The sequence below is a fragment of the Pseudarthrobacter chlorophenolicus genome, assembly GCF_000962805.1.
GTDB classification, from domain to species: Bacteria; Actinomycetota; Actinomycetes; order Actinomycetales; family Micrococcaceae; genus Arthrobacter; species Arthrobacter chlorophenolicus_A.
The window spans coordinates 1-19,111 of the sequence record NZ_JZTW01000033.1; the positions used below are offsets into that span (position 1 = coordinate 1).

At 67.0% G+C, this 19,111-nt stretch carries 15 protein-coding genes and 1 pseudogene; 9 read left to right on the top strand and 7 right to left on the bottom strand.

The features are described 5' to 3' along the window. Positions 1-719: alpha-hydroxy acid oxidase (locus tag UC32_RS19610; RefSeq protein WP_045732852.1), on the bottom strand; the 719-nt coding region annotated here is incomplete at its 3' end. Between the two features lie 67 nt (positions 720-786). Between UC32_RS19610 and UC32_RS19615 the strand changes: the two genes are divergently transcribed. Further along, the gene (locus tag UC32_RS19615) at positions 787-1,473 is read left to right on the top strand and encodes a FadR/GntR family transcriptional regulator (protein WP_045732853.1); all 687 of its coding nucleotides are present in this window, start codon (positions 787-789) and stop codon (positions 1,471-1,473) included. A 129-nt stretch (positions 1,474-1,602) separates the two neighbouring features. Here the strand turns inward: UC32_RS19615 and UC32_RS19620 are convergent, their stop codons facing one another. Then, positions 1,603-2,637, bottom strand: coding sequence for a LacI family DNA-binding transcriptional regulator (locus UC32_RS19620; protein ID WP_015938297.1), 1,035 nt, complete (start codon positions 2,635-2,637; stop codon positions 1,603-1,605). A gap of 358 nt (positions 2,638-2,995) precedes the next feature. Between UC32_RS19620 and UC32_RS19625 the strand changes: the two genes are divergently transcribed. Genes UC32_RS19625 through UC32_RS19645 form a run of 5 tightly spaced genes read left to right on the top strand, consistent with a single transcriptional unit; the run spans position 2,996 to position 8,897 of the window. Further along, positions 2,996-4,408 carry a Gfo/Idh/MocA family protein gene (locus tag UC32_RS19625; RefSeq protein WP_045732854.1) on the top strand — a complete coding sequence of 471 codons (1,413 nt, stop codon included), beginning with the start codon at positions 2,996-2,998 and terminating at the stop codon, positions 4,406-4,408. A gap of 9 nt (positions 4,409-4,417) precedes the next feature. Next, entirely contained in the window at positions 4,418-5,383 is a 966-nt protein-coding gene (locus UC32_RS19630; protein WP_045732855.1) for an NAD-dependent epimerase/dehydratase family protein, read from the top strand. Beyond that, a complete protein-coding gene (locus UC32_RS19635) occupies positions 5,380-6,282 on the top strand; it encodes a 5-dehydro-4-deoxyglucarate dehydratase (protein ID WP_045732856.1) in 903 nt (300 codons plus the stop codon). Before UC32_RS19630 ends, UC32_RS19635 begins: the two co-directional genes overlap by 4 nt. Beyond that, entirely contained in the window at positions 6,282-7,385 is a 1,104-nt protein-coding gene (locus UC32_RS19640; protein WP_045732857.1) for a mandelate racemase/muconate lactonizing enzyme family protein, read from the top strand. Before UC32_RS19635 ends, UC32_RS19640 begins: the two co-directional genes overlap by 1 nt. 60 nt (positions 7,386-7,445) lie before the next feature. Beyond that, positions 7,446-8,897, top strand: coding sequence for an aldehyde dehydrogenase (NADP(+)) (locus tag UC32_RS19645; RefSeq protein WP_045732858.1), 1,452 nt, complete (start codon positions 7,446-7,448; stop codon positions 8,895-8,897). A 53-nt stretch (positions 8,898-8,950) separates the two neighbouring features. Here UC32_RS19645 and UC32_RS19650 read toward each other — a convergent pair whose 3' ends face one another. The 4 genes from UC32_RS19650 to UC32_RS19665 form a co-directional block, all read right to left on the bottom strand. Further along, positions 8,951-10,063 (bottom strand): M24 family metallopeptidase, encoded by a 1,113-nt coding sequence (locus UC32_RS19650; RefSeq protein WP_045732859.1) that lies wholly within the window; start codon positions 10,061-10,063, stop codon positions 8,951-8,953. Further along, positions 10,060-12,150 carry a DUF6807 family protein gene (locus tag UC32_RS19655; protein WP_045732860.1) on the bottom strand — a complete coding sequence of 697 codons (2,091 nt, stop codon included), beginning with the start codon at positions 12,148-12,150 and terminating at the stop codon, positions 10,060-10,062. Before UC32_RS19655 ends, UC32_RS19650 begins: the two co-directional genes overlap by 4 nt. 25 nt (positions 12,151-12,175) lie before the next feature. Then, positions 12,176-13,318, bottom strand: coding sequence for an acetylxylan esterase (locus UC32_RS19660; protein WP_045732861.1), 1,143 nt, complete (start codon positions 13,316-13,318; stop codon positions 12,176-12,178). An 81-nt stretch (positions 13,319-13,399) separates the two neighbouring features. Beyond that, positions 13,400-14,695, bottom strand: a complete 1,296-nt coding sequence (locus UC32_RS19665) for an ABC transporter substrate-binding protein (protein WP_200896422.1) — start codon at positions 14,693-14,695, stop codon at positions 13,400-13,402. Positions 14,696-15,034: 339 nt separating this feature from the next. On the opposite strand from UC32_RS19665, the gene UC32_RS19670 reads away from it, so the two are divergent. The 3 genes from UC32_RS19670 (at position 15,035) to UC32_RS19680 (ending at position 18,561) form a co-directional block, all read left to right on the top strand. Then, the gene (locus tag UC32_RS19670) at positions 15,035-15,979 is read left to right on the top strand and encodes a carbohydrate ABC transporter permease (RefSeq protein WP_045732863.1); all 945 of its coding nucleotides are present in this window, start codon (positions 15,035-15,037) and stop codon (positions 15,977-15,979) included. Continuing rightward, positions 15,969-16,910 carry a carbohydrate ABC transporter permease gene (locus UC32_RS19675; RefSeq protein ID WP_015938286.1) on the top strand — a complete coding sequence of 314 codons (942 nt, stop codon included), beginning with the start codon at positions 15,969-15,971 and terminating at the stop codon, positions 16,908-16,910. Before UC32_RS19670 ends, UC32_RS19675 begins: the two co-directional genes overlap by 11 nt. Positions 16,911-17,208: 298 nt before the next feature. After that, on the top strand, positions 17,209-18,561 hold the full coding sequence (locus UC32_RS19680; protein ID WP_045732864.1) for an ABC transporter substrate-binding protein: 1,353 nt from the start codon (positions 17,209-17,211) through the stop codon (positions 18,559-18,561). A 202-nt stretch (positions 18,562-18,763) separates the two neighbouring features. Here the strand turns inward: UC32_RS19680 and UC32_RS21035 are convergent. Next, positions 18,764-19,111, bottom strand: a pseudogene (locus UC32_RS21035) (HNH endonuclease); the annotation flags it as partial.

A 19,111-nucleotide genomic window follows, 5' to 3' on the forward strand; every position in this document is an offset into this window, starting at 1 on the left:
CGGGCGCCCGCCACGGCCGTGTCCACGGTGACCATGAGCGTGTCGTTGCCGGCCTTCGCGGCGCGTTCAATGAGCTCCAGCGAGCGGTCCCGGTCCGTCCACAGGTAGAGCTGAAACCAGTTGCGGCCGTTCGGCGCTGCAGCGGCCACGTCCTCGATGGACGCCGTGCCCATGGTGGACAGCGTGTACGGGATGCCTGCAGCCTCGGCGGCCTGGGAACCGGCGTACTCACCCTCGGACTGCATCATCCGCGTGAAGCCGGTGGGGGCGATGCCCACGGGCAGCCGTGAGGGCTTGCCCAGGATGTCCGTGCTGAGGTCGATGGCGGACACGTTCCGCAGGATGCCCGGCCGGAACTCGATGTTTAGGAAGGCCTGGCGTGCGCGGCGGAGGGTGATTTCCCCTTCGGCTGCGCCGTCGGTGTAGTCGAAGGGCGCTTGCGGGGTGCGGCGCTTGGCAATGTCCCGGAGTTCCCAGACGGTGCTGGCCCGCTTGAGCCGGGCGTCCCTGCTGAAGTCCGGCTTCTTGAACTGCATGAGCGGGGCCAGGTCCGAGTATTTGGGAATGCGGCGCTTGAGGGCCGCAGGCAGGGCAGCGGGCGCGGAACCGGCAGGGGCGGACGACGCCGGAGCTCCGGCCGGTGCCTGGGCTGCGGGAATGTCCATGGCACCGGGCGCGGGAGCCGCCTCCGGATTGTTGGGCTGGATGGTGTGGGTCATTGCGTCCTCCTGTGGTCTAACCACACTCTAGACGGTGTGGTCCAACCACATCAAGTACTATTCATCCATGCGCACCCACCAGTTGGTCCTGCAGTGGATCGAGAACGAACTCTCAGCCGGCAGGCTGGCCGTGGGCGGCAGGCTGCCGGCCGAGCGCAGCCTCGCCGAGCAGCTGACGGTTTCGCGGACGTCGGTGCGTGAAGCCATCCGGGTCCTGGAGGCCATGGGTGTGGTGCGGGCCGGTGTGGGATCGGGTCCGGAGGCGGGCACTGTGGTGATTTCGGACCCCGCAGCGGCCCTCGGCTCCGCGCTGCGGCTGCATGTGGCAACGCGTCACCTGCCGGTGGCGGACATCGTGGAGACGCGGGTGCTGCTGGAGTCCTGGGCGGCCGCCAAGGCGCTCCCGGACGCTCCGGTGCTGGATGAGGCGGCCGCGCTGGTGGAGGCCATGGCGGAGGAAGGCCTTCCTGTCAGTGATTTCCTGGCCCTCGACGTACGGTTCCACCTGGCGCTTGCCGATGCCGCGGGAAACGCCGTGGTTAGCGCCATGATGGGTTCGCTGCGTGAATCGATTCAGGGGTACGCGGCGGATCTCACCGCCAACCTGCCGGACTGGGAAGCTACGTCATGCCGCCTGCGGACGGAGCACCGGGACATCCTTGCCGCCATCAGGGCGGGCGACGGCGGGACAGCGGCGCGGCTGGTGGCTGCCCATATCGAAGGGTTCTACCAGGAAGCCGGGCTGGGCTCGTGATGCTCCGCGCCAACCGCCCTTGACCGTGGAGTTTTTGGACAGATATCAGGGGCTAAGCGCCCCTGAAGTCCTCGTATCTGTCCAAAAACTCTTAAGGGGGTTAGCCGTGGACTGCGGTCCGCGATGGGGTTAGCCGTGGACTGCGGTCCGCGCTGCCCTGGCAGGTCCGCTGCTGCTGCGGACCTCAAGCCGTGGCTGGTACCTGCTGCCCGGGGCGTCGTTCTCCTCCTTGCGGATGAGGGCCCGGAGCTGGCGCCACGCCTGCTCGCCCAGCTCAGTGATGGGCACCGCGGCGGTGGTGAGGGCCGGCGTCGTGTACTTGGCAAAGGGAATGTCATCGAAACCGGTGACGGACATGTCGCCGGGGACATCGATGCCGCGTTCGTGCAGGCCGCTCATGAGCCCCATGGCCACAAGGTCGTTGAAGGCCAGGATGCCCGTGGCGCCCGATTCCAGCACCGCATCCACTGCCTCGTGGCCGGTGTCGAAGTCCGAGCCGCCTTCAAGCATGGTGACGTCCACGTGCGGGTGGGCGGCCTTGAACGTTTCCAGGCCCTGCAGGCGCATGCCGTTGGAGGCGCTGCGCGGCGGCCCGGCCAGGAAGGCCAGCCGGGAGTGGCCAAGTTCCACCAGGTGTTCGGCGAGGTCCTGGACGCCCTGCCCGTAGTCCACCACCAGGCTGGGGACGCCCGCGGTGGCGGTGGTGCGGTTGATCAGTACGAGCGGGTGCAGGGACGGCGCAATCTCTTCCAGTTCGGCGTCCGTCATGCGGGGCGCGCACAGGACGAGGCCGTCGCAGCGGCGGCGTGCTTCACCGGCGAGGATGGCCTCCTCGCTTGAGACCTCGAAGGAGTCGGCGATCAGTACGCGGTAGCCATCCTGGGCGGCCGCGCGGCTCAGTCCGCGCAGGATGGCCTGGAAGGTGGGGTTGGCCAGGTCCGGCACCACAATCCCGATGGTGTCGGTCTTGCCCAGCGCCAGGCTGCGCCCCACGGGGTTTGGCTGATACTTCAGCTCGGCCGCCGCAGCGCGGACGCGGGATGCGATCTCCGGGTCCACCGTGTAGTTGCCGTTCATGACGCGGGAAACCGTGGCGTGCGAGACGCCCGCCTTCACGGCGACATCCGCGATGCCGATTCGGCCGGTTGCCGATTTCCTGACCATAGGGAACCTTTCCTAGCGCCACGGACTTCGGGTCCACGGCCGGATTGCCAGCGCTGCAGCAGCTTCCGGCCGCCTGATGGCGATGTGTTGAGAGACAGCATATAACGCGATGGGAAAGCGATTTCTATTGTTTTCCCGTGTTTTCCCACGCTTTTCCCGCTTTTCCGGGATCTCCGTACGTCCTGCCGGTAGAAAACGCTTTCTCCCAATGCCCATAATGGTTGACGGAAGCAGGTTGCTGTTGATACAAATCATATAGCGAACCGAGAAAACGCTTTCTCAGCGGTGCTGCAGTGCACCGGCGCCACCTCCCCGGATCACCTAGCAGGCCGGGCACCAGTCTTCGAAAGGGACCCCCATGGTCAACACAGCCGAATCGAGTCCAGCAGTGGCCACCGGAGCACACCACGGAAACGGCGGCAAGGCCCGCTTCGCCCTGATCGGCACCGGCGGACGCTCCGAGATGTACATCCGCGCCATTTTCGGCAAGCACGCTGACACCGCGGAGCTCGTTGCGTTCTCCGACGTCAACCCCGGCCGGGTGGAGTTCTACCAGAAGCTGATCCAGGAACTCGGCGCGCCGGGGCCCATCGCCTCATTCGACCCCAAGGACCTGACGGCGTTCGTCCAGGCCAACAACATTGACCGCGTAGTGGTCACCACGCCGGACTACACGCACGCCGACTTCATTGTCGAGGGGCTGCGCGCCGGCGCCGACGTCGTCGTCGAGAAACCACTCACCATCGACGCCGAAGGCTGCCGCCGCATCACCCAGGCCGTTCAGGAGACCGGCCGCAACGTGGTGGTCACCTTCAACTACCGCTACTCGCCCCGGAACAGCGCCCTGAAGGAAATCATCCAGAGCGGCGTGATCGGCAAGGTCACCTCCATCGACTTCAGCTGGGTCCTGGACACCGTCCACGGCGCCGACTACTTCCGCCGCTGGCACCGGGAAAAGAAGAACTCGGGCGGCCTGCTCATACACAAGGCCTCCCACCACTTCGACCTGGTCAACTGGTGGATCGACGACGTCCCCGAGCGCGTCTTCGCGTCCGGCGGCCTGAAGTTCTATGGCGACACCAACGCGGCTGAGCGGGGACTGGGAGCCCGTCCCGAGCGCGGCACCCCGGCGGCGGACACCCCCGCCGGCGAACGCGATCCGTTTGCCCTCGACCTGCGCGAAGATGAGCGGCTCAAGGCCCTCTTCCTGGACAACGAGCACTATGACGGCTACCGCCGCGACCAGGACGTCTTCACCGGCGGCATCACCATTGAAGACAACCTGGCACTGGTGGTGGAATACCAGGGCGGTCCCCGCCTGAGCTACTCCCTGAACGCCCACAGCCCCTGGGAGGGCTACCGTGTGGCGGTCAACGGCACCGAAGGCCGCGCCGAACTCGAGGTGGTTGAACGCGCCGCTGTCCTGCACAGCACGGACAAGAAGACCGTTGTGGATCCCAGCGCCACGCCCGTCGAGGAAGAGGACGCCGTCCGCCGCAACGGTGAACGCCTGGTGGTCCAGCGCCACTGGGAGCCCGCCTACGAGGTGCCCATCGTCAACGGCGAGGGCGGCCATGGCGGCGGCGACGCCCTCCTGCTCTCCGACCTCTTCAACGGCCCCGGCGAGGATCCGCTGGGCCGGCCCTCCGGCTACCTGGACGGCCTCCGCTCGGTCTCCGTCGGCATCGCCGGCAACCGCTCGCTCGAATCATCACTGCCCGTGCGCATCGAGGACCTGGACCTCGGCGTCGACCTTCGCCGCAGCAAGTAAGGAACAGCCATGAGCAGGATCTTTGTCACCGGCGGCTCCGGCCGGCTGGGACGCAGTGTGGTGGCGGGGCTCGCCGAAGCCGGCCACCACGTCATCTCGGTGGACCGTGACGCCCTGCCGGCCGAGCTGCTGCCGGCGGGCGTCGAACAGGCAACCGCGGACCTGCTGGCACCGGGGGAGGCCCTTCGCCTCCTCCGGGACGCCAGGCCCGACGCCGTCATCCACCTCGCCGCGATCGCCGTCCCGTTCAGTGCCCCCGAGGACGTCATCTTCGCCACGAACACGCGGCTCGCCTTCGCCGTCATCAGTGCGGCGACGGAGCTGGGCGTGCCGAAAATCATCACCGCCAGCAGCCCTACGGTGCTCGGCTACGGGTCGCCGGCGGGCTGGCTCCCGCCGTCGTTCCCGCTGGATGAGCGCACGCCGCCCAAGCCCTGGAACGCTTATGCCCTGTCCAAGCTCATCGCTGAGCAGACGGTGCAGATGTTCGCCGCCGCCCAGGGCGACAAGATCCGCTACGCGGCGTTCCGCCCCTGCTTCGTGATTTCCCCCGAGGAATGGGAAGGCGCGCCCACCCAGCAGGGCCACACCCTCGCCGAGCGGCTTGCCGATCCCGCCCTGTCTGCGCCGGCCCTGTTCAACTACGTGGACGCCCGTGACGTAGCGGAGTTCCTGGACCTGCTGCTGGACAGGATGGAGTCCATCCCCAACGGCGAGACCTTCTTTGTGGGCGCAGCCGATGCCCTGGCCACCGCACCTTTGGCAGAACTCATGCCCAGGTTCCTGCCCGGCAGCGACGCCATCAGCGGCGGCCTCACCGGCACCAGCCCCGCTTTCTCCATCGCCAAGGCGCAGGAACTGCTGGGCTGGCAGCCCAAGCGCAGCTGGCGCACCGAACTCAAGTCCCACCAAACCCTCAACGACGAGACCTCCGCGCTGGTGACCGCCGGCAGCGGAACCAAGGAGACATCATGAAATTCGACGGCGTACTCTTCTTCCCCGTCACTCCGTTCACGGCCGAAGGCGCCGTTGACGTGGACCTGCTCAAGGAACACATCGCCTCCCGGCTCCCGTTCGGCCCCGGCGGCGTCTTCCCTGCCTGCGGCACCGGCGAATTCCACGCCCTCAGCATCGATGAGGTCCGCACTGTGGTGACGGCCGCCGTCGAGGTCGTGGCAGGCAAGGTTCCGGTGGTTGCCGGTGCAGGCGGGCCGCTGGGCCACGCCCTCGCCGCCGCCAAGGCAGCCGAGGAAGCAGGAGCCGACGCCCTCCTGGTCCTGCCGCCCTATCTGGTTACCGGTCCCACCGACGGCCTGGTGGCGTACATCGAGGCTGTTGCTGACGCCAGCAGCCTGCCGGTGATCGTCTACCACCGCGGCAACGCCAAGTTCACTGCCGCCTCCATGGCGCGCCTGGCGGCCAACCCCAAGGTGGTCGGCTTCAAGGACGGACTGGGCGATGTTGGCCTGGCACAGGAGATCGTCTCCGCCGTCAGGGCCACCGGACGCGAGGACTTCGCCTTCTTCAACGGCCTGCTCACCGCCGAGCTCACGCAGGGCGCCTACCGCGGCCTGGGCATTCCGCTGTACTCCTCGGCCGCATTCGCCATGGCGCCGGAGATCGCCAAGGCCTACTACGACGCCTACGTCTCCGGTGACGAGGACCGGCGCAACGCACTGCTCGAAGGCTTCTACGCGCCCCTGGTCCGGTTGCGGGACCAGACTCCCGGTTTCGGCGTCTCGCTGATCAAGGCGGGCCTGCGCCTGGGCGGCCTGCCCGTGGGCCCGGTCCGTCCGCCGCTGGTGGACCCCACCGAGGAACAGCTGGTGGAGCTCAAGGCCATCCTGGCCAGGGGCTACGAGTTGGCCGGCTGATGAGTGCCCCCGCAGCCGTTGCCGTCCGCACCGTTCCCCGGATCACCGGGATGACCACCCGGCTCCTGACTGTCCCGCTCCGCCGGCACTGGGGTGCGGAGGCGCCGGAGAACCACGTGATCGCCGCGGAGATCCACACGGACGACGGCGGCGCGGGGCTCGGTTTTTCCTGGACCCCCACCATCGGCCCGCAGGCGGTCAAAGCGCTGCTGGACTATGACATCGCCCCGTTCGTCACCGGCCTGCCCGCCAACCCGGAAACGGTGTGGGACGCGGTGTGGAAGCGGTTGCACGAGGCCGGCGGCGGGGGACTGACCACCATAGCGATGGCCGGGCTGGACCTCGCCCTGTGGGACCTGCAGGCGCGCAACGCCGGGACGTCGGTTACCGGGCTGATCGGCCAGCGGCAGGAGTCCGCCGAGGTCTACGGATCAGGGGTGAACCTGCACTACACCCTCGAGGAACTGGTGGCCCAGACCGAACGCTGGGTAGCCGCCGGGCACCAGGCGGTCAAGATCAAAGTGGGCAAACCGGACCTACGCGAAGATGCTGAGCGCGTCGCCGCCGTCCGCTCCGTTCTTGGACCGGACCGCCGGCTCATGATCGATGCCAACCAGCGCTGGGACCTGCCCACCACGTTCCGGGCCCTGGAGGTGTTGTCCGAATACGGGCTGGACTGGCTGGAGGAACCGCTCCGGGCGGACGACCTCTGGGCCTACCGCAGGCTCCGTAAGCACTCACCGGTGCCCATCGCCCTCGGCGAAAACCTGCACACCATCTACCGGTTCCGCGATTTCATTGAGGCGGAGGCGGTGGACATCATCCAGCCGAACATCATCCGGGTTGGCGGGATCACCCCGTTCCGGCGGATCGTGGAGCTGGCACGGACCAACAGCATCAAGGTGATGCCGCACCTGCTGCCGGAGCTGTCCGGGCAGCTGGCGCTGACCCTGGCGGAGCCCACGCTGGTGGAGGACGTTGAAGAGGCGTCCTTCGAACAGCTGGGCATCCTGGACGGGCCGTCTCCGGTCCGGTTCAGCAACAGCCGGGTCACCCTGGCGGACCGGCCCGGACTGGGCTTCCGGTTCCGGGATGCCGTGTGAGCATGCACGGCAACCACGCACTGTAACGAAGAACGTACTCAAACAGAACAGGTACCTGACGTGACAACTGCAACGCTTTCCCTGTCCGAGCTGACCGCGGCGGCCACCGACGCCGCCCGCACGTCGGCAGCGGCTTCCGACGCCGAGCGGGCCGGCTGGCTGAATGCGGTGGCCGACGCCCTGGACGCGAACGCCGCGGAACTGGTGGAGATCGCCGATTCCGAGACCAGCCTCGGTTCTGCCCGGCTGACCGGTGAGGTGGCCCGCACCACCGGCCAGCTGCGCCTGTTCGCCCGCGTCATCACCGAGGGCTCCTACCTCGAAGCGATCATCGACCACGCGGACCCGTCCTCCACCCCGCCGAAGCCGGACCTCCGCCGCATCCTGAAGCCCATCGGCCCGGTGGCCGTGTTCTCGGCGTCGAACTTCCCGTTCGCCTTCTCCGTTGCCGGCGGCGATACCGCCTCGGCCCTGGCTGTGGGCTGCTCCGTCATCGTCAAGGCGCACTCCGGCCACGTACGGCTGTCCGAGCGGACAGCGGAGATCGTTGCAGACGCCCTCCGTGGCGCCGGCGCCCCGGAAGGACTTTTCGCTTTGGTCAGCGGCCGGGAAGCGGGAACGGCCCTGGTTCAGGACCCGGCCATCAAAGCCGTCGGCTTCACCGGTTCCATCCCCGGCGGCCGGGCACTGTTCGACCTTGCCACATCCCGGCCGGAGCCCATTCCCTTCTACGGCGAGCTGGGCAGCCTCAACCCGGTGGTCATCACGGCCGCCGCGCTGAAGGAACGATCCAGCGAACTCGCCACCGGGCTGGCGGGCTCCTTCACCCTGGGCGCCGGACAGTTCTGCACCAAGCCGGGCCTGGTGTTCATCCCTGCCGGAACGTCCTTCGTCGCGGACGTGGCAGAGGCCAGCAAGGACAAGCCGGCCCACGGCATGCTCACCAGCCGCATCGCCGAGGCCTACCCGGATGGCCTGCGCAGCTTCGCGTCAGTGGAAGGCGTTGACGTGGTGGGCGGCACCGTGGACCAGGACGCTGCGGCGAACGGTGCGGCGCCGGTGGTCTTCTCCACCACTGCCGCCAAAGTGCTGGAACGCCCGGAGCAGCTGCTGGAGGAGTGCTTCGGCCCCACCACCATGCTGATCGAGTACACGGACCAGGAAGAACTCTCGGCGGTTCTGGCCAAGGTCCCGGGCAGCCTGACCGCTACCCTTCACGCACAGCCCGGCGAGGAAATTGAGGCGCTGGTGGAGCAGCTGTCCGGGCTCGCCGGCCGGGTCCTGTTCGAAGGCTGGCCCACTGGTGTTGCCGTCAACTGGGCGCAGCAGCACGGCGGCCCGTACCCGGCCACCACGTCCCTGTTCACCTCGGTGGGCGCGACGGCGGTCCGCCGCTTCCAGCGCCCGGTCGCCTACCAGGACGCCCCTGAAACGGTGCTCCACCCCGCCCTGCGCGAGGACAACCCGTTGGGCATTCCGCGCCGCGTGGACGGCGAACTGCAGCTTCCGTAACCGCCAACAGAGAACCCCCGGAGCCATTCGGCTCCGGGGGTTCTTTGTGCTTCCTACAGCTGAAGCGTTGCGGGGCGGTCCAGCCCGTTCACGGTGGTGGCGGGCCAGCGGGGATCGACGGTCAGCACCTGGAGCCCGTTCTCCGTGAGCTGGACCGTGTCCTCGATCTTGACTCCCGGGCCGGACGGGTTCCACGTGAATGCCTGGCCGGGAACCACGGTGTCCGTAGCTGCGGCCGTGACCCGGGGATCCCGGCCCGCGTAGCCGGCGGGACCGCCCTGGTGGTGCTGTTCCCACTGGTCGGCGCCGAAACCGTGCCGGGTATAGGCCGCCTGGATCTCGGTGAAGATGCGGTCCAGCCGGGCGCCGGGAACCGTCGCGTCGAAAATGTCGGCCTCAACTGCCGCGATGCGGGACTCGGCGTCGCGCTCCTCGGGGGTGCCGGCGTCGAACCTCACCCAGCGGGTGATGTTGGCAACCAGGCCGTCACGGCGGGCGCAGATGACCGCCATGGCGCGGCGGCCCAGCGGCGCGTGCGTGGCCAGCGGGTGCCGGAACTCGCTGCGGCCGCTGCCGTTGCACAGCAGGACCAGAGGCTCAGCGCCCGCTGCCACCACGCGGGCGGCCAGCGCCGACGCCAGCTCGAACTCCGTGGTCTCCGGGCGTGCCGTGGACAGGACATCGGTCATGATGGCGGCGACGTCGGCGCTCAGCCGGGCGTAGCGGGCGCTCTCGGCCGGGAGGAGTTGTTGGCGCGCTGCCCGCAACTCGGTGGCGGCGTCTGCCTCGGCCAGGAGGGATCCGCCGGGGACGCTTCCGACGGCCGCCGCGGCCTGGTGGAGGTTCCCGTACCAGGGCACGCTGTGGAGGGCCACGCCTTCAGGCAGTTCCTCAGCGGCGATGCGCCCGGCTTCGTTGTTGAACGTCACCAGGTGGTCGCCGGAGCGGTCCACCAGCAGCGCGGCGATGGGATCGCCGGCGAGGCTGATGTGCACCCGGCTGCCGTCCAGGTACCAGGTCAGGGCCGTGTGGGTGGTGAGGAGCAGGGCGTCCTTGCCCGAGGCATCCAGGATGTCCAGCACCCGCCGGCGCTTCACTGCGCGGTCCAGGACCGAAGCCGGGGCGGTGCGGACAGCCTGCGGCGGTGCAGCTGTTGTCTGGGTCATGAGAGGTCCCCCTGTTGAGTGATCAGTGCTTCGATGTCAGTTGTGCCCAGGGAGCCGTCGGCCACCAGGACGGAAATGCTCCGGCGCACGGGGCTGCCGGGTTCTGCGATAACAGGCGAGTCCCAGGCGAGGGACTGGCCCACTCCGGGGTAGCCGTCCACCCGGACAAACCAGGGATCGGTGGAGGATTCGGGGGCCACGAACACGAGCGTGGCGTCGCCGGTCCGGTCTGTTCCGGCACCGAACGTGCCCGTCCAGGCAAGCCACCTCGATGCCGTGCCGTGGACCCCTGCTTCACCGGTTCCGGCCGGTGACCACACCCTTGCGCCATCGCATTCCGGGAGCCGCCAGAAGAATCCGCCGTACCCGCCCTCGAAGCGGCCGTTGGAACCGGGGCTGCCCAGGCTGACCGGCTGGTCCCCGGCAGGGGAAAGACCGAACTCGAGGGACAGGCGCCATACCGACGCACTGACGCCGGACCAGCTCCAGCGGCGTTCCTCCACGAGGACCGGGCCGCCGTCGGGCCCGTTCCAGCTCAGGCGTTCCTCAAGCCGGCCCTCGGCGCCGCCGGTAACCGCGTTTGTTGCCTCCGAGTCCATGCCGGTGACGGCGATGCTCCCGTGGTCTGGCCGCCAGACGTACTGCCCGGCTTCCCGGGTGTAAGTGCGGCCACCCCAGAAGTTGACGCCGTCCACATCCTGCAGGGCCACGCCGGCGCCGAGGTGCCACACGTGGTCCAACGGCTGGTGGTCCGTGACCACGGTCCCGGCCAGGGTGCGGACAGGGTGCAGGTAGGGGCGCGGCGAGGACACAGCGCGGATGTGGCTGCCGTCCTGGTAGTCCGCCACGGGGTGCCCGTCCACGGCCAGGGTCCGGACGGGCGGAAGCTGCCGCGCCCAGGGAACGCCGAGTTCGGCGAAGGTGGCCTGGGCCTTGGCGGCGCGGTCAAAGTGTTCCACGATGCCGTGCACCACGGGGTGGGCGTCGTCGCCGTCGCCCTCCCAGGCGATGTGCGCGGAACCAATCGGCTCCGGGGCAGGTGACGTGCGGATGGCTTCGAGGACCGAAGTGAAGGCGCCCGTGTCAGCTATTGCGGACAGGAGCGGGGCTCCGTTGGAACGGGCCTCAAGCAGGTTTTCCAGCAGGTCCGTGCGGCCGTACGTCTCCCGGCGCTCGCCGTCGGGCGTGCTGAGCACTACCTCGTCCTCCGTGTAGAAGAAGGTGATCTCACCGCGGGTGCCGTGGACGGTGACGGACGGGTTCACCTGCTCAGGCGCGCACAGGGTCAGGGTGCACAGCAGCGTGGTGCCGTGGGCGGTCCGGACACGGATCACCGACGTATCGTCGCTCTCGGTTTCGTGCGCGCGGTAGAGGTCTGTTTCCACGGCAGCCACATCGGCCAACGTGTGCGCTCCCGCCATGTGCAGGGCGGTGGCTACGGCGTGGGCCAGGGCGTTGGTGCCTACGCCGTCCACCACGTCGATGCCGTCCAGGCTGCGCTTGCCGGCCCACCGGGACCGCTTGAAGTACGCCTTGGTCCGTACCCACTGGCCGCTGGCGCTCAGGCCCAGCACCTCGCCGATGGCGCCCGACTCCACGAGGTTCCTGATGGCCGGGAGGGCATGCGAACCCAGGCTCTGGAAGCCCACCTGGACCAGCCGGCCCGAGGCCTCTGCCGCGGCCAGGACGTCGTTGAACTGGGCCAGGGACGCTACCGGAGGCTTCTCCACGTACACATCCAGCCCGGCTGCCAGGGCTGCACTGGCCAGCGGGGCGTGGGTCTGGATGGGGGTGGCCAAGATGGCAATGTCCGCGCGCGCTTCGGCAACTGTCTGCGCTGCAAGGAGGCTGTTGAGGTCCGGGAAGACGGCCACCGAATCTTTGAGCCGGCCGGGCGCCGGAGGGTTGGGATCGGCAACGGCCACGAGCTCCAGCACCCCGGCCTCCTCCAGCCGGGCCAGGTTCGCGAGGTGGCGTTCGCCGAAGCCGTGGACGCCCACCAGGGCAATGCGGGGGACTGCGGTGCCGGCGGCGGCACTCTCCTCGGGGCGGCTGCCCGGTTCCGCTGTGGCGGAGTGCGAAATCATCAAAGGGTCCTTGGGGTAGGGGTGGTTAGGAGGCGGGTGACGCTGCAAGGGCAAGGGACGCGGCCAGGAAGCCGATGGCCTCATCCTGCATGGCCGCAGTGAAGACGTGCCCGCCGGGCCAGAAACTCCCGGTGTAACGGCCGCCGCCGTGCAGGGCTTCCAGGATCCGGTGGGCCTGGCGCATGCCGTCCTCCGGGAAGAGTTCGTCGGCCAGCGCGTACTGCACCAGGAACCGGGCGGCGGAGCGGCCGGTGAGTTCCGGCCAGTCGCCCAGCTTCCACAGGCCGGGAGTCTGCAGCAGCCAGGAGTGGGCATCCAGGTAGGCAGGCAGCAGGGATTCGAAGGTGATCATCATGCACGTGACCACGGAGGCGCGGATGCGGGGACTCAGGGCCGCAAGGGCAAGGGACCGGCCGCCGCCGCCGGAAAAGCCGACGCAACCCAGGCGGTCCGCGTCGACCCCCGGCAGGTGGGCGAGGATGTCGAGGGCTGCAAGGTCGTCGTGGGCCACCATGCCGGCAAGGCTGGTGCCCAGCAGCCCGGCGGTCTTGGCAACGGTGTCCTCATGGAAGCCGGCTGCCGCGTTGTAGCGGTCCGCTTCGGAAGGTACGACGCCGTCCTGCCGCCATTGCGCCCGCCGCGCCTCCAGCGCGGAGGCGGTGCGCCACGGAGGCGTTGAAAGGTCGAAGCGGCGGCTGCCCCAGGCGAAAGAGTCATGGGCCAGGACGGCGAACCCCTGGCGGGCGGTTTCGGAGGCGAGGGCCCGGCCGTCGTAGTGGCCTGCACGGGCGGCGGCAGCGGACGGGTGGCTCTCAGGAAGGTCCACCAGCCGGTCCGCCCCACCGAATTTGTTGCCGCCGTGGCAGTGCAGGGCAAGGACGCCGGGCAGGGTCTCCGTACTTCCGGCCGGACGTGCCAGCCAGCCCGTGGTCCGCGGACCGAAGCCCAACTGCCAGCTGAGCTGGGAGGTGGTGACGTCGTCGTGCGTTACTTCCCAGTGCACCGTGACGTCCGGCCGGCCGGACGCGCCGGGGACCCCCAGCGTGTCCGCCAGGCCCTGGGCGGCAGGGGTTGCTGCGGTGTAGCGCGGATGATTGCGGACATAGGCAGGCCAGTCCTCATAGCCGGCGATGGCGCTGGGCCTTGGTTCCTTTGTATCGGCTGCCACTGGCCGGCCTCCTGTCTGCTGTTCTGCCGTTGGGTGAAGACGAACCGGCCGCGGTCGGGCTGACCGCGGCCGGTACCGGGCCTAGCCCAGGTTCGAGTTGACCTCGCTGATGACGCCCTTCGCCGCATCCTGCGGTGAAATCTTTCCGAAGAGTACATCGGTGTTGTAACGGTTCAAAACTTCCAGGGTGGAGGAAGAGCCTGCCGGGAACGGCTTGGGCGGCTTGACGTTCAGCTCGGCGATGCGGTCAAGGTATCCCGCCTCCTTCTGCTGGGTTTCCTTCAGCAGGGGAGTGATTCCCGCCTTGAGATCGGTGTTGGCGGGCATGCCGCGGTCACTCTTGATCTTGCTGGCAGCATCCATGTTGTTCACCAGGTAGTTGATGAAGAGCGCGGCTTCCTTGGACTGGGCGGACTTGGACGAGATGGCGTACTCCATGGAGGAGCGCAGCCACGTTCCCGGCTGCTTGCTTTCCCCCGGCAGCTTCACCATGGTCAGCGGCGCACCCGAGTACGAGGTCATCTGGTTGCTCCACGACACCTTCATGGCCTGTTTGCCCTGGCCCATCAGCGTCAGTTCCGGCTGCGCGGAGCCGTCTTCGACGGTCTGTGAAGCGGAAGGTGCACCGCCGGTGTCCATGAGCTTCTTGTTGAACTCGAACCACTTGGCGAGGGTTCCTTCGCTGATGCCCATCTTCTTGCCGTCATCCGTGTACAGCTCTTCGCCGCTTTGGCGGGCCCATACGGCAACGAACGAATCGTTGGACATCGGCGTGGTGCCGAACGTGCCGGCAGGGGAGTTCTTGCTGATTTTGGCGGCGATGTCGACGTAGTCGTTCCAGGTCCAGGTCTCGTCGTCCGGCAGGGGTACGCCGGCAGCTTCAAACACCGTGGGATCAAGGACCATGGACATGGCATTGACGCCGGCGGTGATGGTGTACTGCTTGCCGTCCAGCTGGCCCAACTCCACGGTTCCGTCGGCGAACTTCGACGTATCGATCTGGTCCTTGACCTTGTCCAGGTCCAGCAGCACTCCGCGCGACGCGTACTCGCTCGGGTAGGAACCGCTCATGGCGAAGACGTCAGGCGTGGTGCCGCCGGCAATCTGGGTGGCCATCTTGTCCCAGTAGGAGCTGAACTCGGTGTTCTCGCCCTGCACCTTGATGGTGGGGTTTGCCGCTTCGAAGTCCTTGATGACTTCCAGGGTGGTCTTGGCGCGGGAATCGTTGCCCCACCAGGCGAAGCGGATAGTCACGGGGTCCTCCGCCGTGCCGACTTTTCCGGCCTGCGGACTGCTGCCACAACCTGTGAGTGCCAAGGCCAGTACGGCCGTTGCCGCGGCCGCCCCCATTACAGACTTCTTCCGACGAAACCTCATTGTCCTGCCCCTCAGGTGGTGTTCTACAGTTGAGTGATGCCCGTTACAGAAAACGCTTTCTCAAAAACTAACAAAGGGCTATACAGGAGTCAAGAAACCGTTTACTTTGGTACGGAGCCGCTTTTTCATCCAGCACCTCCAGCGGCCGGTCCCAGCCGATTTCCATGACGGTTCCGGGACGGCGCGGGGTGCTGACACTCATCGCCGAGGCGATGACCAAAACGTGGAGGCCACGATGACCAAAGGAGACCACATGGCCGCAAAGCAGATACCCAGGGCACCGCGCCCGGCAGGAATGCCGGTTGCGCCGGGCCTGACGCATGGAGCGGGGGAGCAGCGATGAGCGCTATCAGTGAGCTGAGCTCCCTTAGCCGGAAAAAGGGCAAGGTCACCGCGGAGGAGAAGAAGGCGAACGGCCGGGACAATAAGGCCGCGTATATTTTCCTGCTGCCGTGGCTGGTGGGCCTGGTGGCGATCACCATCGGCCCGATGGTGATGTCCCTGTACCTGTCCTTCACGGATTACAACCTGCTGCAGCCGCCGGAATGGACCGGGGCGGATAACTTCATCCGGATGCTCAGTGACGCCCGGCTGCACAACTCCCTGCGGGTGACGTTCACCTACGTGTTCGTCGGTGTCCCGCTGCAGCTGGCGGTGGCGCTGCTGATCGCGCTGGTGCTGGACAAGGGCCTGCGCGGGTTGCCGTTCTACCGCTCGGTGTTCTACCTGCCGTCCCTGCTGGGCGGTTCGGTGGCTGTGGCCATCCTGTGGAAGCAGATCTTTGGCACCACCGGCCTGGTGAACCAGGTCCTGGCCATGTTCGGGATCCAGGGTCCGGGCTGGATCTCGGATCCGGGTACGGCGCTGGGGTCCATCATCCTGCTGCACGTCTGGACGTTCGGTGCGCCCATGATTATCTTCCTGGCGGGCCTGCGGCAGATTCCCGTGATGTATTACGAGGCAGCCAAGGTAGATGGTGCCACCACGCTCCAGCAGTTCTGGCGGATCACGATGCCGATGCTGAGCCCGATCATCTTCTTCAACCTGGTCCTGCAGATCATCGGTTCGTTCCAGTCGTTCACGCAGGCGTTCATCGTCTCCGGCGGCAACGGCGGGCCCTCGGACTCCACGATGTTCTTCACGCTGTACCTGTACCAGAAGGGCTTCGGCCAGTTCGACATGGGCTACGCGTCCGCCATGGCGTGGGTGTTGCTGCTCATCATCGGCGTGTTCACCGCCATCAACTTCATCGCTTCTAAGTATTGGGTTTTCTATGACGACTAACCTGGAGACGCTGCCCGCCTCGGACAAGAAGTCCGCAGGGGCCGGTAAGCCTACGAACCACCGCAAGCCCCGCGAGTCCCGCGGCACCCTGGCCTTCAGCCGGGCGCAGCGGACCAAAGCGCTGACGAAGCACGCCATCCTGATCCTGGCCGGCGGCCTGATGATCTACCCGCTGCTGTGGATGGTTGTCTCATCCCTGCGGCCCAACGAGCTGATCTTCCGCGAACCCGGGCTCTGGCTCAACAGCCTGGAGATGAGCAACTACACCTCGGGCTGGTCCGCACTGACCCACCCGTTCGGCCACTACATGATCAACTCCGCGATCGTGGTGATCGGGTCCATCCTGGGCAACCTGATCTCCTGCTCGATGGCCGCCTACGCCTTCGCGCGGCTGCAGTTCACCGGCAAGAAGCTGTTCTTCGGCATCATGCTGCTGACCATCATGCTGCCGTTCCACGTCATCATCGTGCCCCAGTACATCCTGTTCTCCCAGATCGGCTGGGTAAACACCTTCTGGCCCCTGATCGTGCCGAAGCTGCTGGCCACGGACGCGTTCTTCGTGTTCCTGATGGTCCAGTTCATCCGCGGCATCCCGAAGGACCTTGATGAAGCTGCACGCATCGACGGCGCCGGCCACCCCCGGATCTTCCTGCGGGTCATCCTGCCGCTGATGGTCCCGGCGCTGGCCACCACCACCATCTTCACCTTCATCTGGACCTGGAACGACTTCTTCGGCGCCCTGATCTACCTCACGGACCCCGACATGTTCACCGTTCCCGTAGCACTGCGCGCGTTCGTGGACTCCCAGTCCGCCACCAGCTGGGGCTCACTGTTCGCCATGTCCATCGTGTCCCTGCTCCCCGTATTCCTGGTCTTCCTCTTCGGCCAGCGCTTCCTCATCAAGGGCATCGCCACCACCGGCATCAAGTAACCTGCCCAAGCAAAACCGTGAACGGCCCGCCCATGCGGCGGGCCGTTCGTGCGTCCGAAGCCGGTACGCCTGCCTGCAGGAACTCCGCTGCCAAATCGAGATAAACTTGTCGCCCGCACATCTTGTACTACAAGTTGTCCACTTGTAGCATTGGAACTAGAAAGCGCTTTCTCGGTTCGAATGAGTCGAATCTCCCGAGATCGCCGTTCCGCTCGCATCACCAGCGTTCCCGCATCAACAGTCAGCAACACCGCGAAACATCCCCAGCACCACAGATCAACGAAGATCGGAGCACCCAGTGCCGCTTTTCTCCCGTCCCTCAGCTGCCCGGCAGCCTGCAGAGACTCCTTCATCCCGCCCGGCCCGCCGCTTCCGCAAGACGGGCGCCGTAGCCGCGGCAGCCGCCGTCGTCATGGCCCTGAGTGCCTGCGGCTCAGGATCCGCCCCCCAGAGCGCCGACGGAACAGTCGAGCTCCGCTTCTCCTGGTGGGGCGGCGACAAGCGCGCCCAGCTGACGCAGGAAGCCATCAAGCAGTTCGAGGCGGAAAACCCCAAGATCAAGATCAAGCCGGAATTCGGCGACTGGAGCGGTTACTGGGACAAGCTGGCCACCCAGGTCGCCGCCAATGATGCTCCGGACATCATCCAGATGGACGAGAAGTACATCACCGAGTACTCCACCCGCGGAGCCCTCCTGGACCTGTCCAAGTACGACATCGACACGTCCAAGCTCGACGAAGCCGCCCTCAACGCCGGCAAGGGCGAGGACGGACTGACGGGCATCCCCGCGGGCATCAACGCCGCCACCATCCTGGCCAACCCCAAGGTGTTCGAGGCTGCCGGTGTTGCGCTGCCGGATGACTCCAAGTGGACCTGGGAAGACTTTGGCCGCATCGCCGCCGAAGTGACCGAGAAGTCGCCCAAGGGCACCTACGGGGCCGCCGCGTACGGCACCGACGAGGCCTCCCTGGGAGTCTGGCTTCGCCAGAACGGCAAGTCCCTTTACACCTCCGACGGCAAGCTCGGCTTCGAGCCCAGCGACATCGCGGAGTGGTGGGCATTCCTGAAGGAGCTCAGCAAGAACAAGGCAGTGCCATCCGCTTCCGAGGTGGTGGAGGCCGAGGCCGCACCGCTGGACCAGAGCGGCCTGGCCACCGGTAAGAACGGGTTGGCCTTCTGGTGGTCCAACCAGGCACCCGCCCTGGAAAAGGCATCAGGCGCGGACCTGAAGATCCTCCGGTTCCCCACCAAGACCGGCTCCTCTGCCGATGCAGGACTTTGGTACAAGGCATCCCAGTTCTGGTCCGCATCCTCACGGACCAAGCACCCTGAGGAAACCGCCAAGTTCATCAACTTCCTGACCAACAACGTCAAGGCCGGCGAGACCCTCCTGGCCGACCGCGGCGTGTACCCCAACTCGGATGTCCGCGCAGCTATTGAATCCAAGCTGACCCCGGCCGACGTAAAGGTGGTCAAGTTCATCGACCAGATCAAGGACGAACTGGGTGAGGCTCCGGCCCCGCCGCCGAAGGGTGCAGGCGCCATCCAGGAAATCATCAAGCGGTACACCTCGGAGGTCCTCTTTGAACGGCTTTCCACGGATGAGGCAGGCAAAAAGGCCGTCGACGAGATGAAGTCGGCCATCAGCTAGCCCCGTACCAACCTGATTTCACGCCGCCAACACGGCTCTGGATAGCCTGGCAGGAAGCCTCCTCCAGCCAGGCGTCCGACGGCGGGTGGCAGCTCCGTCCCGGCGGGAACCTATCGGTTCCTTCCGGGGCGGAGCTGTTTAAGGAGAGGGGCCCAGCAATCCAGGTCCGGGTGGCACGGATCCCGCGATGGCACAGGTTGCGTCAAGGCACTCCTGCAGGGACGACGCGTCCCAACACCTGTACCGACAGTCGCGGGGCCCTGCCCGCCAGTGGTGGTGAAGCTCCGGCGGGCCTGGCCCTTTGCGGAATATGACGGTTCTTCCCGCCATCTGCCGTCCACCTTTCACTCCCAAGTCCGCGTTCAGTGGCATGTGGCGGCGTGCCTGGGAGTGGTGGTGCGGTGGAGTGGTAGGTGTGGCCGGTTGGGGTTCGGAGTTGGACGGTGTGGCGTGCTCCGGGATTTGGTGCTGTTGCAGCTGACCAGCCTGGTGCTTCCTTGGTGTGGTTGCAGGCTTCGCAGAGGCCCTGGCCGTTGTTGGCGGTGGTGTC